The organism is Proteus sp. STS61-E, from assembly GCF_040932335.1.
In the GTDB taxonomy this organism is placed as follows: domain Bacteria; phylum Pseudomonadota; class Gammaproteobacteria; order Enterobacterales; family Enterobacteriaceae; genus Proteus; species Proteus mirabilis_B.
On the sequence record NZ_JBFQGE010000007.1, the window covers coordinates 58,180 to 74,164 of the forward strand.

The 15,985-nt window shown below is 38.9% G+C and carries 12 protein-coding genes; 9 read left to right on the plus strand and 3 right to left on the minus strand.

Features of this window, described 5'->3' with window-relative positions:
- Positions 1–562: 562 nt before the first annotated feature.
- A complete protein-coding gene (gene fdhF / locus AB4J89_RS15390) occupies positions 563–2,731 on the plus strand; it encodes a formate dehydrogenase subunit alpha (protein ID WP_368469824.1) in 2,169 nt (722 codons plus the stop codon).
- 85 nt (positions 2,732–2,816) lie between these two features.
- Here the strand turns inward: fdhF and fdoI are convergent, their stop codons facing one another.
- Genes fdoI through fdnG form a run of 3 tightly spaced genes read right to left on the minus strand, consistent with a single transcriptional unit; the run spans position 2,817 to position 7,460 of the window.
- Positions 2,817–3,476 carry a formate dehydrogenase cytochrome b556 subunit gene (gene fdoI / locus AB4J89_RS15395; RefSeq protein ID WP_088494239.1) on the minus strand — a complete coding sequence of 220 codons (660 nt, stop codon included), beginning with the start codon at positions 3,474–3,476 and terminating at the stop codon, positions 2,817–2,819.
- Positions 3,473–4,402 carry a formate dehydrogenase subunit beta gene (gene fdxH, locus AB4J89_RS15400; protein ID WP_368469826.1) on the minus strand — a complete coding sequence of 310 codons (930 nt, stop codon included), beginning with the start codon at positions 4,400–4,402 and terminating at the stop codon, positions 3,473–3,475. Before fdxH ends, fdoI begins: the two co-directional genes overlap by 4 nt.
- A gap of 10 nt (positions 4,403–4,412) precedes the next feature.
- A complete protein-coding gene (gene fdnG / locus AB4J89_RS15405; RefSeq protein ID WP_368469828.1) occupies positions 4,413–7,460 on the minus strand; it encodes a formate dehydrogenase-N subunit alpha in 3,048 nt (1,015 codons plus the stop codon).
- Positions 7,461–8,082: 622 nt separating this feature from the next.
- On the opposite strand from fdnG, the gene AB4J89_RS15410 reads away from it, so the two are divergent.
- The 8 genes from AB4J89_RS15410 (at position 8,083) to AB4J89_RS15445 (ending at position 15,960) form a co-directional block, all read left to right on the plus strand.
- Positions 8,083–9,240, plus strand: coding sequence for an N-acetylneuraminate epimerase (locus tag AB4J89_RS15410; protein ID WP_368469830.1), 1,158 nt, complete (start codon positions 8,083–8,085; stop codon positions 9,238–9,240).
- Between the two features lie 82 nt (positions 9,241–9,322).
- Positions 9,323–10,018: an oligogalacturonate-specific porin KdgM family protein gene (locus tag AB4J89_RS15415; RefSeq protein WP_088494242.1), complete on the plus strand. Its 696-nt coding sequence runs from the start codon at positions 9,323–9,325 to the stop codon at positions 10,016–10,018.
- Between the two features lie 208 nt (positions 10,019–10,226).
- Positions 10,227–10,925 (plus strand): N-acetylmannosamine-6-phosphate 2-epimerase, encoded by a 699-nt coding sequence (locus AB4J89_RS15420; protein WP_368469832.1) that lies wholly within the window; start codon positions 10,227–10,229, stop codon positions 10,923–10,925.
- Positions 10,922–11,791: an N-acetylmannosamine kinase gene (locus AB4J89_RS15425; RefSeq protein ID WP_311755534.1), complete on the plus strand. Its 870-nt coding sequence runs from the start codon at positions 10,922–10,924 to the stop codon at positions 11,789–11,791. The genes AB4J89_RS15420 and AB4J89_RS15425 overlap by 4 nt, the downstream gene beginning before the upstream one ends.
- 51 nt (positions 11,792–11,842) lie before the next feature.
- The gene (locus AB4J89_RS15430; RefSeq protein WP_088494245.1) at positions 11,843–13,333 is read left to right on the plus strand and encodes a sodium:solute symporter; all 1,491 of its coding nucleotides are present in this window, start codon (positions 11,843–11,845) and stop codon (positions 13,331–13,333) included.
- A 13-nt stretch (positions 13,334–13,346) separates the two neighbouring features.
- Positions 13,347–13,820, plus strand: coding sequence for an N-acetylneuraminate anomerase (gene nanQ / locus AB4J89_RS15435; RefSeq protein ID WP_088494246.1), 474 nt, complete (start codon positions 13,347–13,349; stop codon positions 13,818–13,820).
- 189 nt (positions 13,821–14,009) lie between these two features.
- Positions 14,010–14,897, plus strand: coding sequence for a MurR/RpiR family transcriptional regulator (locus AB4J89_RS15440; RefSeq protein ID WP_088494247.1), 888 nt, complete (start codon positions 14,010–14,012; stop codon positions 14,895–14,897).
- Positions 14,898–15,069: 172 nt separating this feature from the next.
- Positions 15,070–15,960 (plus strand): dihydrodipicolinate synthase family protein, encoded by an 891-nt coding sequence (locus tag AB4J89_RS15445; RefSeq protein ID WP_194951460.1) that lies wholly within the window; start codon positions 15,070–15,072, stop codon positions 15,958–15,960.
- The last annotated feature ends 25 nt before the right edge of the window (positions 15,961–15,985 follow it).

A 15,985-nucleotide genomic window follows, 5' to 3' on the forward strand; every position in this document is an offset into this window, starting at 1 on the left:
CAGTGGCTTATTGGTAAGGCGTTGTAACTCATCATCCTAATGGTGAAACTAAACATCATAGAAACTCCCCTAAAAAACAGTTCCACCAGTAGGGGCACAACAAAAAGCCACCTTACTGGTGGCTTTTGCAAAAAAATGAACGTGCTCGGCCACCTAACGAAGGAGTAGTAGGTTTAGGCCTAAGAGTCGGTTGTTGGTGTTCATATTCATCTTTTTGCTCTTTATTGAAATGGATATAATCGCAATGCAATATGAAATATTGTTTTTCAAAATGCGTATTTATTATTTATATCATAAATTCAAACTAAAGAAATAAATTTTATTAGAATTCAGTATTAATTTTTATTTCTAAATGTTTCGCTGATGCTAATTGCTTAATTCCGTAATAAATTAGCCCTATTTGTGCAAAGTGAGCACCGACAAAAATGACGAAACGATTATCAAATATTATTTTGTTTTTGTATCTCATTGATTATAAATTGAAAATTAATTGGCATAATTCCTGCTTAGTTGAACGTTCTTTATGACTCTTTTACTCCCTAGTTAGGGGAAAGGATATCAAATGAACAAAATCAACTCCGTCTGTCCTTACTGTGGCGCTGGCTGCAAAATCAATCTCTGTGTCGAAAATGGTCGCATAATCAAAGCTGAAGGTGCCAATGGTGTCACCAATCAAGGAGAACTTTGCTTAAAAGGGCTCTATGGTTGGGATTTTCTTAATGACAATAAACTTCTGACAGCCAGAATACATGAACCCATGATCCGCCGACAAAAAGGGGCTGATTTTGAAATTGTGAGTTGGAATGAAGCGATTCAATATACGGCAAAAAAATTACTGGAAATAAAAGAAAAATACGGTGCGAAATCCATCATGTGTACAGGATCTTCTCGAGGTACAGGGAATGAAACCAATTTTGTGATGCAAAAGTTTGTTCGTGCAGTATTGGGTAATAATAATGTCGATTGCTGTGCACGTGTTTGTCATGGACCTTCTGTTGCAGGTTTACAAGAGACATTAGGCAATGGTGCCATGAGTAACTCTATTGCTGATATTGAAGATTCAGACTGTTTATTAGTCTTTGGTTATAACTGTGCTGATTCTCACCCTATTGTGGCGCGTCGGGTTGTAAAAGCGAAACAAAAAGGTGCAAAAATTATCGTTTGCGATCCTCGTAAAATCGAAACAGCCAAAATTGCTAATCAATATTTACCATTAAAAAATGGGACAAATATGGCGTTAGTCAATGCATTTGCGTATACGCTAATTGATGAAGATCTTTATGATAAAGATTATGTCAGCCGCTATACCGAAGGTTTCGAAGAATATAAAAAACAACTCGCAGATTATAGCCCTGAAGCAGTACAAGATATTGTCGGTATCCCAGCCATTGAAATCCGTAAAGCAATGCGCACTTATGCAGGAGCTAAAACAGCAACTATTATGTGGGGCATGGGAGTAACGCAATTTGGTCAAGCAGTTGATGTCGTCAAAGGGTTGTCTGGTCTTGCGCTATTAACGGGTAATTTAGGTAAATCGCATGTTGGCGTCGCACCAGTTCGTGGACAAAATAATGTTCAAGGTGCTTGTGACATGGGTGTTTTACCTAACATGTTCCCAGGATATCAATATGTCACTGATGAAAATACGCGTCAGAAATTCGCTAAGGCTTGGAATATTCCTGTTGAACAACTTGATCCTGAAGTGGGATATCGTATTACTGAAGTACCTCATTTAGCGATTGAAGGTAAAGTGAAAGCTTACTACATCATGGGTGAAGATCCTCTTCAAACAGAAGCCGATTTAGGCTTAGTAAGAAAAGGCTTTGAAGCCCTCGATTTTGTCGTAGTTCAAGACATCTTTATGACAAAAACCGCAGAGCAAGCCGACGTGATTTTACCGTCAACCAGTTGGGGTGAACATGCAGGTATTTTTACCTGTGCAGATAGAGGTTTCCAACGTTTTGAAAAGGCCATTGAAGCACGTGGCAATGTAAAACGTGACTGGGAAATCATTAGTTTACTCGCCACTGAAATGGGCTACCCGATGTCTTATGAAAATAATGAAGAGATCTGGAATGAAGTCCGAGCATTATGCCCACTCTTCTTTGGCGTCACTTATGAAAAATTGGCGGGTTTAGCGCATATTCAATGGCCTTGTACTGATATTGAAGATAAAGGGACACCTTATTTATATTCAGGTAACCAATTCACCACACCATCTGGTAAAGGCCAGTTATTCGCGACACCTTGGCGAGCACCTGCTGAATTACCAGATGCCGATTATCCAATGATCTTATCTACAGTGCGTGAAGTGGGGCATTATTCTTGTCGCTCTATGACGGGTAACTGTAAAGCCTTGGCATCACTTGCGGATGAACCGGGTTATGTTCAAGTCCACCCAGAGATTGCTAAAGAAGCGGGTATTCGTGATCAAGAAATTGTCTGGGTTGAATCACGTCGAGGTAAGGTGATGTCTCGTTGCAATGTAAATGAGACAATCAATAAACAAGCGATTTATATGACTTATCAATGGTGGATTGGGGCATGTAATGAGCTGACTCAAGATAATCTTGATCCTGTCTCTAAAACACCTGAAACTAAATATTGTGCAGCTAAAGTGATAAAAATTGCCGATCAAAAATGGGCAGAAAGCCAAGTTTCTCAACACTATCATACAATGAGAAGCCGCTTAATTAATTTAGTGGAGCAAGCAAAAACAGCGGCACATTAAGTTAAGCGTTGATTTAAAATAGAAATGGAGGCAATTAAGCCTCCATTTTTTCTCACATCTACTTTATAGAAGTAAAAGCAGTGTATTATTTTTGATTTACTTTGCTTTCTGCTTCTTTTTTCTCTTCTTCTAAAATCTCACGATACCAACGCGGGTGATGTTTTTTCGCCCAACCTCGAGTTACCCAACCTTCAATCATGCTACGAATCGAACCTTTTACCCAGAACGCGGCATAAGCATGAACAAACACCGTTATGATAAGCAAAATAGCTGACAATGAGTGAGCCAGTAAGGCAATGCGAATAACAGGGATAGAGAAATAGTCCGCGAAATAAGGACGCCAAATCATGATACCGCTAATGGTAAGCACGATAAGGCTGATACTTAGCGTCCAATAAATTCCTTTTTGACCCAAGTTATAATGCCCGATATCGCCGGCTTCTTCGTTTTGTAGCACTTTATGGATATTTTTTGCCCACACTAAGTCGTCTTTATCAACAAAGTTATGTTTTAAGTATCTAAAAAACATAAAGATAAAGAAGAACACCATCGCAACACCCGTGAATGGATGTAGTAAGCGCGAAAGTTGAGGTGTGCCTAAAATATTCATAAACCAGTTTAGAGATGGAAAGAAAAAACCCAATCCGCTAAAGGTAGTAAAGATAAAGAAAATCGCCACAACCCAGTGATTAATACGCTCTGAGGCAGTATGACGAAGGATTTTATCGCTTTTCTTCTTCATTATTTCTGCTCCTCTTTATTCACTGAATTTTGTGATGCTTCCATCTCTTTTTGTGCCTCTTCTTCATCTTCTTCTGTGGCGTGGTTAGGGCCAATACCTAAGTAATGGAATATTGCACCTGCAAAGGTGGCTGCAAAACCAACTGCCGCTAATGGTTTCCAAATACCTTTCCAGAATTTAACTGTTGAGCTAATTTCTGGGTTTTCTGGTAAGCCATGATATAAATTAGGTCTATCTGCATGATGAAGTACATACATAACGTGAGTTCCGCCAACCCCTTGAGGATCGTATAAACCTGCTTTGTCATAGCCTCGGGTATTGAGTTCTGCAACACGCTCGTTTGCAAGGTGAGTCATCGCTTCTTTAGAGCCAAAATGAATTGCCCCTGTTGGACAGGTTTTTACGCAAGCTGGCTCTTGACCGACTTCAACACGATCAACACACAGTGTGCATTTGTAAGCACGGTTATCTTCTTCATTAATACGAGGAACATCAAAAGGGCAGCCTGCAATACAATAACCACAACCAATACAATGCTCTGATTGAAAATCAACAATACCGTTAGCATACTGAACAATGGCACCTTCTGCGGGACACGCTTTTAAGCAGCCCGGATCAGCGCAGTGCATACAGCCATCTTTACGAATTAGCCACTCTAACTTGCCGTTTTCTTCAACTTCAGAAAATCGCATCACGGTCCACGATTTAGCGGTTAAATCCATCGGGTTATCATAAACACCGACGTTAAGACCGACTTTGTCACGAATATCGTTCCATTCTGAACAGGCAACCTGACAGGCTTTACAGCCAATGCAGGTCGTCACATCGATAAGCTTTGCTACTTCTTCTTTAAAGTCACGTACCTGTGGTGCTGGCGTGAGAGAATTGGTAGCAGAACGACGAATAATATCTTGAGATTGCAATGACATTAGTTTCCCCTTATGCCTTTTCGATATTGACTAAAAACGCCTTATATTCAGGTGTGAATGAGTTTGCATCACCCACAGATGGCGTTAATGTATTGGCAAGGAAACCTTTACGTGTTGCTCCCTCAAAGCCCCAGTGACAAGGAATACCGATAGTATCAACAACTTTGCCATTTATCGTTAGAGGTCTAATTCGCTTAGTCACCACGGCTTTGGCTTTGATATAGCCACGTTTAGCGCTGACTTTAACTTCATCACCTTGAACAATGCCTTTACGTGAAGCAAGTTGCTCACCAATCTCAATAAATTGATCGGGTTGTGCAATGGCATTAATTAATGAGTGTTTTGTCCAGTGACGGAACAATTCAGTAATTGAGTAGGTTGTTGCCACATAAGGGAATTCATCTGCTTTACCTAAATGTTCAGCATCGTAGCTGTATAAACGTGCAACAGGGTTACGAGAGACTTTCGGGTGCAGAATATTATCTTCTGTTGGCGATTCAAACGGTTCATAGAATTCAGGGAATGGACCATCAGCCATTTTATCAACAGCAAATAAGCGTCCCATACCCTCTGGTTGCATAATAAAGGGACCTACACCACTATTAGGCGCGGCATTACTATAATCTGGTACATCAGGGCCAATCCATTGATTACCATTCCATTTGATAAGCTGACGTTTTGCATCCCAAGGTTGACCTTGTGGATCAACAGATGCGCGGTTATATAACACACGACGGTTTTGCGGCCACGCAAAAGCCCAACCCGGTGTACAACCTAGCCCTGAAGGATCGGCGTTATCGCGGTTCGCCATTTGGTTGCCTTTTTCAGTCCAACAACCGGAATAAACCCAACAGAAACTTGCCGTTGAGCCATCTGATTTCAGTTGATGGAAACCATCAAGTTGTTGTCCTTTTTTAAACAACAATTTGCCTGTTTCATCAAAGATATCTTGCATGGCTTGACCATTCGCTTCTTTCGCCACTTCTTCGGGTTGCGGATCGTAAGGGTCAACGTAGTTCCAAGAAAGATTCATGATAGGCTCAGGGCAAACACCGCCTTCTTCACGATAAAGCTCGCGTAGACGCATCAATAAATGCCCTAAAATTTTACCATCGTGCCATGCTTGTGCTGGTGGTTTCGCGCCCGCCCAGTGCCATTGTAGCCAGCGACCTGAGTTTGCAATCGAGCCATTTTCTTCAGCAAAACATGATGAAGGTAAACGGAAGATTTCAGTTTGAATATCTTTTGGTGAGACTTCATTCATCTCGCCGTGGTTTTGCCAAAAATTAGAAGATTCAGTCACGAGTGGATCAATGACAACCATATATTTCAGCTTGGCTAATGCGGCGCTACATTTATTTTTATCGGCAAAAGCGGCTAATGGGTTAAAACCTTGAACGATATAACCATTCATTTTTCCATCGATCATCAATTGGGTTTGCGCCATGATGTCGTAGCTTTTATCCCATTTTGGTAACCAGTGATAACCCCATTCGTTTTGTGCCGTTGCGTGCTCACCCCAGAAGCTTTTTAGTAAGCTAATAAAGAAATCAGGGGTTCTTTTCCAGTAGTTAACTTGGTCTGCAACTACGGTTTTTGGTGTAACTTGAGATAAATAAGTCTCTAACGATGTCTGTTTTTCATTAGGCAGGGGCATATAGCCCGGTAGGTTTAATGATAATAAACCCAAATCGCTATAGCCTTGGATATTAGAGTGCCCACGTAATGCATTCACACCGCCACCCGGCATACCCACGTTACCTAATAATAGCTGGATCATACCTGCTGCACGGATAGTTTGAGCACCGCCAGTATGGTGTGTCCAACCGAGGGCATACAAAATAGTTGAGGTTCTGTCTTTTACACTGGTGGAAGCAAGAGCTTCACAGATATAGGTGAAATCTTCTAAAGGTGTACCACAAAGTGTAGTAACAATTTCAGGGGTATAACGTGAAACGTGCTGTTTTAAAAGATTCCACACACAACGAGGATGTTGCAGTGAGTTATCTCTTAATGCCAAACCATTCTCATCAAGTTCATAGTGCCATGAGGTTTTATCATAGCTTTGATTTTCTTTATCAAACCCACTGAACAGGCCTTCATCAAAGCTAAAATCTTTACGCACAATTAAAGAAGCATTGGTATAGGCTTTCACATATTCGTGCTGAATTTTATTGTGTTCAATAAGGTAATGAATAACACCTAATAAGAATGCAGTATCAGAGCCGGCACGAATAGGAGAGTAAAGGTCGGCAACGGCAGCACTACGGTTAAAACGGGGATCGACAACGATAACCTTCGCATTGTTCTTAATTTTAGCTTCGATAACCCATTTAAAACCGACAGGGTGTGCTTCAGCAGGGTTACCGCCCATGATCAGCACAACGTTAGCGTTTTTAATATCAACCCAGTTATTGGTCATTGCACCACGACCAAAGGTTGGCGCTAATGCTGCAACGGTTGGCGCATGGCAAAGTCTTGCCTGACAATCGATAGCAATCATGCCTAATGAACGAGAAAATTTATTATCTAAAATCCCAGTTTCATTACTAGCAGCAGAAGAACAAAGCATTCCAGTGGTAAGCCAGCGGTTAACTTCTTGCCCTTTTTCATTATGGGTAACAAAGTTTTCATCACGGTCTTTTTTCATCAGACGGGCGATTTTATCAATCGCTTCATTCCATGAAATGCGCTCCCACTTATCAGAGCTAGGTCTACGGTATTCAGGATATTTCAGGCGATTTTCACTGTGGATATAATCGACAAGCCCAGCACCTTTCGGACATAAAGAGCCACGGCTAACAGGGTGATCAGGATCGCCTTCAATGTGATAAATACTTTTATCGACATTCTTTGCACCATCCCCAAGGCTATACATCAAAATACCGCAACCCACAGAGCAATAAGTGCAGTTATTACGAGTCTCGACTGAACGTAATAATTTATATTGGCGAGCATTCGCAATAGATACTTCAGGTGCCAAGCCGAGTAATGCAGCAGATGTGCCTGCCATACCGCCAGCACAGATCTTAAAGAAAGACCTACGACTGATTTGCATCAGTGTCTCCTTGATAAATTGATAAATAACATCCGTCCCGGGCGTTTAAAAAACGTCCAGTAAAGATACGATTTCATTTTTCAATCATTCAAGACAGACCTGAGTATCGTTTTGTGAACTCAATGTGATGAACTACTACTTAAAATGACGCTGGTGATTATAACGAGGAAAAAAAATAAATCCATACTAACAATGCGGATACAAAATATATTAAAAAATAACAATTTAGTTTGATTTCCATCATGTTAAATAACCAATTTTTCAATTAACACACAAGATAAAAATGAGCATTTAACCGATTAAAAAGGCTCTTGAAATAAAACTCCATTTTTACCTGTGTCATGAAATTTTTTTACTGTAAAAGAATTAACATTATATTCTGCATAAAATCTCAATAATAATTTATTGAGACTGTTTTCTATTCTATTGTCAGATTTTTATTCCTAAATTTGATTTAAAGAAAGTTGTAAAAATATAAGATTAAAAAATAGACATTTTGATCGCCTTCACAATTCAGAAAAGATCGATTTGAAGTTTAACTCCGAAAATAATTATATATTGGAGTGATATTTAAGATACAAGAAAAACCCCTACTTGATGACAATAATAAGAGCTAATAAGTATGAACAGAATAAAGAAAATATCTTACTCCTGTCTTTCTGTAATGCTAGTGTCGGCAATATTCACGTCTACTAGTTTTGCAGAAAAACTGCCTAATTTACCTGTAACATTTAAAAGTGGTGCTGGAACAATCAGCGAAAATGTTATTTATGTTGGTTTAGGTACAGCGGGAAAATCATGGTATAAGCTTGATCTCAATCGTTCGACAAAACAATGGGAAAGAATAGCAGACTTTCCTGGAACACCAAGAGATCAATCTATTGCTCTAGAATTAAATAATGATATTTATATTTTTGGTGGAGCAGGAAAAGAAAATGAAAATAGCGAAACAATTAGTGCGCTTACAGATGTTTATCGCTATTCACCAAAAGAAAATAAATGGGAAAAGGTCAACACTCGAGCACCTTATGGATTAGTAGGGCATACGGGAGTTAATATTAATAATGATCAAGCTATTATTCTTGGTGGAGTTAATCAACAAATCTTTGACGGTTATTTCGTTGATTTAAATCGTACTAAATTGAATGAATCTGAAAGTAAAAAAATCATTAGTGATTATTTTAATAAGCCAGCTGAAGGTTATTTTTTCAATCGAAATATAATGGAATATAATGCTGAAAATAATCAATGGCGATTATTAGGTACTACGCCATTTAATGGAACAGCAGGCTCTGCATTAGCTTATGATGGCAATAAAATCACTTTAATCAATGGTGAAATAAAGCCAGGGTTACGCACCAGTGAAGTGCAAACCGCCACATTAAAAAACAATCAATTACAATGGAATTCTGTTGCTCAGAAATTACCCGATCCTATGTCTAATCAGCCGCAAGACGGTTTAGCTGGTGCGTTTGCCGGTTACAGTATGCACACTTTACTTGTTGCTGGCGGGGCGAATTTTCCGGGAGCTCAGGCAAACTATTCACAGCAACATTACTTTGCACATCAAGGATTAGAAAAGACATGGCATAAAGAAATTTATGGCTTTATTAATAATCAATGGAAAATCATTGGTGAATTGCCTCTTCCTCTTGGTTATGGCATTACTGTTTCACATGATAATTCACTTTATTTAATTGGAGGCGAAACAAATAAGGGTGAAGCTGTTAATTCAGTTATTACTTTAACGATGAAAGATAAACAATTAATTATTGAATAATCTCTTCCTAAATATAAATTAAAATAATTCATAAAGATCTCCTTTGCTAATTCAGGGGATCTCACCTTTTTGGAAAAATATTATGCTAAATAAAAAGAAGAAACTTTTATTGTCATGCTGTACTTTATTAATGTCATCTCAATTATATGCGACTACATTAGACTTTCGTCATGAATATGCAGACTCTACTCGAATTAATAAAGATAGAGTTGCATTTATTCACTCTTTTTCAAATGGTGTTGGTTTCTATATTGATGCTAGCGTTAAATCGGGGGGTGTAGATGGTGAGAAAGATAAACTGTTTAGTGATGTTGTTAATAATGCTATTGAAATGGGATTAAGTTATAACTATAAACTAAATAATCATATTACATTACAGCCTGGTCTTATTTTTGAAACTGTAACAGATACTTCTATATATAAACCCTATTTAAAAGCACAATATAACTTTGATAATGGGTTATATATTGCAGGACGTTATCGTTTTGATTATGCCCGTAAAACAAAACAAGGTGTTGATGATGAAAAAACAAATCGTCTTGATGGTTTTATAGGTTATAAATATAACAAATTTAAAGTGGAATATGATTATACTCAAATGTATAGCGACGCCATAAAATATGATAATAAAAAACGCAATTATGAGCATAACGTCGCTTTCTCTTATCAAATCAACAGTACTTTCACACCTTATATTGAAGTTGGCAATATGGCTGTAAGCCCTCTTAGTGATGCTCGCCAGACACGTTATCGAGTTGGGTTGCAGTTTCATTTCTAATTTAAGTTAAGTAATGCGGAATAAAAAAGAAGAAGAGTGGTGGAAACATCACTCTACTTTTATTTTATTTATTTATCAGTAAGTTGTGAGTCATTGATTATTGTTTGATCTTCTTCACAAATTACTGTTTCTCTGGTTGAGAAATTAAACTCCGTAAAATACTATAATTTGGAGTTACATTTCAAAAGAAGAGAACAGTGAGTTCAAAATGGCGCTAATTGAAAAGATGACTAAAGATATTCAACAAAAAGGTGGACTGATTGTGTCTTGCCAGCCTGTTGATAATAGCCCAATGGATAAGCCAGAGATTGTTGCTGCAATGGCTCAAGCCGCAGTAAATGCAGGAGCAATCGCAGTGCGTATTGAGGGAATTGATAATTTAAGAGCAACTCGTCCTCTTATTGATGTGCCGATTATTGGCATTGTGAAGCGTGATTTACCTGATAGCCCTGTAAGGATCACTCCGTGGCTTAGTGATGTTGATGACTTGGCTAAAGCGGGTGCCGATATTATTGCTTTTGATGGTACTGATCGTGTGCGTCCTGTACCAGTGAAAACACTATTAGAACATATTCATCGTTTAGGAAGATTGGCGATGGCAGATTGTGCCACCTTTGACGAAGGTATGTATTGCCAAGAGTTAGGCACTGAATTTATTGGTTCAACGATGTCGGGCTATACCGGTGGTGAGATACCAAAGCTACCTGATTTACAACTTGTCACCGCATTGGCTGAAAGAGGGTGCCGAGTGATTGCTGAAGGGCGTTATAACACACCAATGATTGCCGCAAGAGGAATGCAAGCTGGTGCTTGGGCTGTCACGGTAGGCTCTGCATTAACGCGCCTTGAGCATGTCTGTGATTGGTTTACTCAGGCATTAAAGTGGCAGCAGGAGTTAGATAAATGAATACATTAGCAATTGATATTGGAGGAACAAAAATTTCGGCGGCACTAATTAGTCGAGATAACCAATTGACACAACATACTCAGATAGCCACACCAGCAAGTGCATCACCAACGCAACTTTATAAAGCTTTAGTTGATATTACTACACCACTAAAAAGCTATGCAGATAGTGTTGCTGTCGCATCAACAGGGATTATTTGTAATGGCATTTTGACCGCATTGAATCCGGATAATTTAGGTGGACTAAAAGATTTTCCTTTAAAAGAAACACTCATCGCACTTACAGGATTGCCTTGTTGGCTACTCAATGATGCTCAAGCAGCTACATGGGCTGAATATGATCATCGTCGTGAAACGATTTCTGATATGGCATTTATTACTGTATCGACAGGTGTTGGTGGTGGCGTTATTCAACAAGGACAACTCTTTACAGGAAAACGAGGTATTGCAGGTCATTTAGGTCACACGCTTGCCGATCCTCATGGCCCACTTTGTGGTTGTGGTCGCTATGGTTGTGTTGAAGCCATCGCTTCTGGTCGTGCAATTGCGTCGCAAGCGACACAGGAGCTTGCTGGAAAAGATGCAAAAGCGATTTTTGCTGCCTTTCACCAGGGAAATTCACAAGCAAAATCAATTATTGAACGTTCAGCAAACACTATTGCAAATTTGGTGACCGATATTAAAGCCACAACGGATGCTGATTGTGTCGTTCTTGGTGGAAGCGTTGGGTTGGCAAAGGGATATATCGAACTCGTTCAAGCTGCCCAGATAAAGCAACCAGTTGCATTACAAGTGCCGATATTATCGGCTCACTATCATCATGATGCCGGGCTCTGGGGCGCTGTCCTTTGGGCTAGAGAGCAATAAAAAAACTGTCGTAAAACTTACCTTTTACCCTACATATGGCAGGACTAAAAAATGCAATTACATGATTTTGGTTTTATTAACTATGCAGTGCTGTTTGGTTATTTAGCAGCAATGTTACTCGTGGGTGTTTATTTCTCTAAACGCCAAAAAACAGCGGATGATTATTTTCGTGGAGGAGGTCGAGTTCCTGGTTGGGCTGCAGGGGTTTCTGTTTTCGCGACTACTTTAAGTTCTATTACTTTTATGTCGATCCCAGCAAAAGCTTATACCTCCGACTGGACTTTTATTATCGGGCAATATTTAGCTATCGCTATTTTGCCATTAGTTTTTTATTTTTATATTCCTTTCTTTAGAAAATTAAAAATCACTTCGGCTTATGAATATTTAGAAGCACGTTTTGATGTACGCAGTCGTTTATTTGCCAGCCTTTCATTTATGTTATTCCATATTGGTCGGGTTGCCATTATTACTTATTTAACTGTACTTGCTCTACGTCCTTTTATGGGTATCGATCCTGTTGTCTTAATCGTACTGATTAGCTTGCTCTGTATTATTTATACTTGGATGGGCGGCATTGAAGGTGTTATTTGGACAGACGTTATTCAAGGGTTATTACTTTCAGGTGGTGCAGTTCTTATTTTTATTATGATCTGCTTTAAAGTTGATGGTGGATTTACTGAGATTTTCACTGCAACATCACAAGCTGATAAATTCTTTCCTACGACTCAATTTCGTTGGAGTTGGACTGATAGCACCATTCCTGTTTTGATGATCGGTTTTTTATTCGCTAATATTCAACAGTTTACAGCAAGTCAGGATGTCGTGCAGCGCTATATTGTGACGGATTCCATTGAAGAAACAAAACGTACACTGATAACAAATGCAAAATTAGTTGCCATTATTCCTATCTTCTTCTTTGCTATTGGATCTGCCTTGTTTGTGTATTACAAACAGAATCCTAATTTTTTACCTGAAGGCTTTAATACAGGGGGGATTTTACCTCTGTTTATTGTGACTGAAATGCCTGTCGGTATTGCAGGATTAATTATTGCAGCTATTTTTGCAGCTGCTCAATCTAGTATTTCGAGTAGCTTAAACAGTATCTCAAGCTGTTTTAACTCTGATATTTACACTCGTTTAAGTAAATCTGAACGCAGCGCTGAACAAAAAATGAAAGTCGCAAGATTAGTCATTATTGTTGCTGGCGTCTTTAGTAGCTTGGCTGCAATTTGGTTAGTTTTATCTGATGAGTCCGAAATTTGGGATGCCTTTAATAGTCTGATTGGTTTAATGGGTGGCCCAATGACCGGTTTGTTTATGCTGGGTATTTTTGTCAAACGTGCAAATGCAGGTAGTGCAGTTGTCGGGATCATTGTCAGTATTATTGCAGTATTAGCTGCGCGTTATGGCAGTGATCTTAATTTCTTCTTCTACGGAGTGATTGGCGCGATGTCTGTTGTTATTGCAGGAACAATTACAGCACCGCTTTTCGCATCAGCAAAACAAATTTCATTAGATGATAGTGAAACATCAGGAAACTAATAGGGAAAAATCTATGTTATTTGGACACATATCAGATTTGGCTACAATGCCAGAAATGAATCCCGCATTGCGTGACGCGATGGAAAGAGCATTAGCGCTTGACCCTACTTCACTTGCTCCGGGTAGTTATAAAATCGATGGTGAAACGCTATTTATGAATGTAATGACGTTTGAAACACAGCCTCGTGAACAGAAGCGAGCTGAATTACACCAGCGTTATATTGATATTCAAATATTGCTTAGTGGTGAAGAAATTATTGATTTTGGTATACAGGGTTCTGCTCAAAATGTAACGCCTTATAATGAGGCTGATGATTATCAATTAACCGATACAATAATAGGTCAACAGACCTTAACGCTTTCATCAAGCATGTTTGCTGTTTTTATGCCTTATGAACCTCATAAACCGGGAATTTCGGCTGAAAAGGGTGCAAACACACTGAAGAAAGTCGTTGTTAAGTTAGATGTCACTGCATTGACTGACTAATAATTACTATTTTTATTAAGCGCTTTATTTCTGATGTATCAGTAAGTTGTATTCTGATGCTATTAAGGAATAAAGCGTTTTTTATTATCATATTATTGTATGAGCAAGGCTTTTTTTAACCTGTTGGAATTGGTACTCTTGTTGGCAGAATTTTTTTCCGTGTATCTTCTGCAACCAAGGATAATCTCCATGACAGAACAGGCAACGACTCGATTAAAGCCGGGTAAAATACTTGATACGCTAGGCGCAATGAAAAATAGTCTAACGCGAGTATCACAGCGTATTGCAGACTATATCCTGTTCCATCCTACAGAAGTTACTCAACTCTCTATTGCCCAACTTTCACAAGCAACAAAAGCGGGTGAAGCGACGGTTGTGCGTTTTTGTCGTACATTGGGTTATAAAGGGTTTCAAGATTTTAAAATGGATTTGGCGATTGAAATGGCGACCTCTGATAATGAAGAGTCGCCTATTCTTGATGCAGAAGTGACCCATCAAGACGATATCCATACCATTGGTTTAAAACTTCAAGCAACGATTAATAACGTACTATCAGAGACATTGAATCTGCTCGATATGAAGCAAGTTCAAGGTGCTGTAAATGCTTTATTATCAGCAAATTATATTTTTATTTGTGGTGTTGGCTCTTCAGGAATTACAGCCGAAGATTTAAAAAATAAGCTTATGCGAATTGGTTATCGTGTTGATGCTGTTACAAATAACCACTTTATGTATATGCAAGCTTCGTTATTAAAACCAGGCGATGTGGCTATTGGAATTAGCCATTCCGGTAATTCTCCTGAAACGGTCCATGCTCTTAAATTAGCCAAAGAAGCAGGAGCCAGCACGATCGCATTGACTCATAATTTAGGCTCACAAATTATGGAGTATGCTGATCATCATTTAATTAATGGTAACCGACAAGGGAAACTGCAAGGTGACTCTATTGGTACAAAAACAGCACAACTCTTTGTATTAGATCTTCTTTATACGCTATTAGTGCAAGCTCAGCCTGATATGGTTAAAGAGCAAAAATTGCGAACATTGAATGCGTTAAAACAGACTCACTCCGCATAAGTTTATCTCTACATTGTGTGATTTTTAGTGAAAATTGGCTAAAGATCACACTTTCATTTTTCTCTTCCTTTAATGCTCATTTCGTTATTGCGTTCTGAAGTATTGCTCCCTAATATAGAGTTAAGCTCCATAAAATTAATATAAAAGAAATTAACCTCCAAAGGAAGTTATCATGAACAAACTCTCTGGACTGATTGCCGCACCTCATACTCCTTTTGCAACTGATGGTAGCGTTAATTATTCTGTCATTGATGAAATAGCAAAACACCTAATTGCAAGTGGTGTGACAGGTGCTTATGTATTAGGAACAACAGGCGAAGGTATTCATTGTTCTGTTGAAGAACGTAAGAAAGTAGCTGAACGCTGGGTTAATGCAAGTCAGGGTAAACTTGATCTTATTATTCATACAGGTGCATTAAGTATTGCTGATACGCTAGAACTTGCTCGCCATGCCGAAACCTTAGATATCAAAGCAACATCCGTTATTGGTCCTTGTTTCTTCAAACCAGGTAATGTTGATGATCTTGTTGAATATTGTCGTTTGGCCGCAGCTAGCGCACCTTCTAAAGGTTTTTACTATTATCACTCCACCATGTCAGGTTTAAATATTGATATGGAAAAATTCCTACAAGTAGCGGGTAAAACAATACCTAATTTATCTGGTATGAAATTTAATTCCCCGGATATGTATGAATTCCAGCGTTGCTTACGCGTAGATGGCGGAAAGTACGATGTTCCATTTGGTGTTGATGAATTTATTCCTGCTGGATTAGCCTGTGGTGCATCAAGCGCTGTCGGCAGTACATATAACTATGCTGCACCATTATATCTTGAAATTATTGAAAAATTTAAAGCTGGTGATCATGAAGGCGTTACTGCTTGCATGGATAAAGTGATTGCGATTATTCGTGTTTTAGTTGAATACGGCGGTGTTGCAGCAGGAAAAGTAGCAATGCAGCTGCATGGTATTGATGTGGGCTCTCCTCGTCGCCCATTACGCCCAATGACAGCAGAGCAAAAAGCTGATGCATTAGCGAAGTTTAAAGCAGCTGATTTTCTGTAATCAATTTAGCTTTAATTTAATTATT

Coding starts and splice junctions, on each gene's coding strand:
- fdhF (WP_368469824.1), top strand. CDS start 563: ATGAACAAAATCAACTCCGTCTGTCCTTACTGTGGCGCTGGCTGCAAA.
- fdxH (WP_368469826.1), bottom strand. CDS start 4,402: ATGTCATTGCAATCTCAAGATATTATTCGTCGTTCTGCTACCAATTCT.
- fdnG (WP_368469828.1), bottom strand. CDS start 7,460: ATGCAAATCAGTCGTAGGTCTTTCTTTAAGATCTGTGCTGGCGGTATG.
- AB4J89_RS15410 (WP_368469830.1), top strand. CDS start 8,083: ATGAACAGAATAAAGAAAATATCTTACTCCTGTCTTTCTGTAATGCTA.
- AB4J89_RS15415 (WP_088494242.1), top strand. CDS start 9,323: ATGCTAAATAAAAAGAAGAAACTTTTATTGTCATGCTGTACTTTATTA.
- AB4J89_RS15420 (WP_368469832.1), top strand. CDS start 10,227: ATGGCGCTAATTGAAAAGATGACTAAAGATATTCAACAAAAAGGTGGA.
- AB4J89_RS15425 (WP_311755534.1), top strand. CDS start 10,922: ATGAATACATTAGCAATTGATATTGGAGGAACAAAAATTTCGGCGGCA.
- AB4J89_RS15430 (WP_088494245.1), top strand. CDS start 11,843: ATGCAATTACATGATTTTGGTTTTATTAACTATGCAGTGCTGTTTGGT.
- nanQ (WP_088494246.1), top strand. CDS start 13,347: ATGTTATTTGGACACATATCAGATTTGGCTACAATGCCAGAAATGAAT.
- AB4J89_RS15440 (WP_088494247.1), top strand. CDS start 14,010: ATGACAGAACAGGCAACGACTCGATTAAAGCCGGGTAAAATACTTGAT.
- AB4J89_RS15445 (WP_194951460.1), top strand. CDS start 15,070: ATGAACAAACTCTCTGGACTGATTGCCGCACCTCATACTCCTTTTGCA.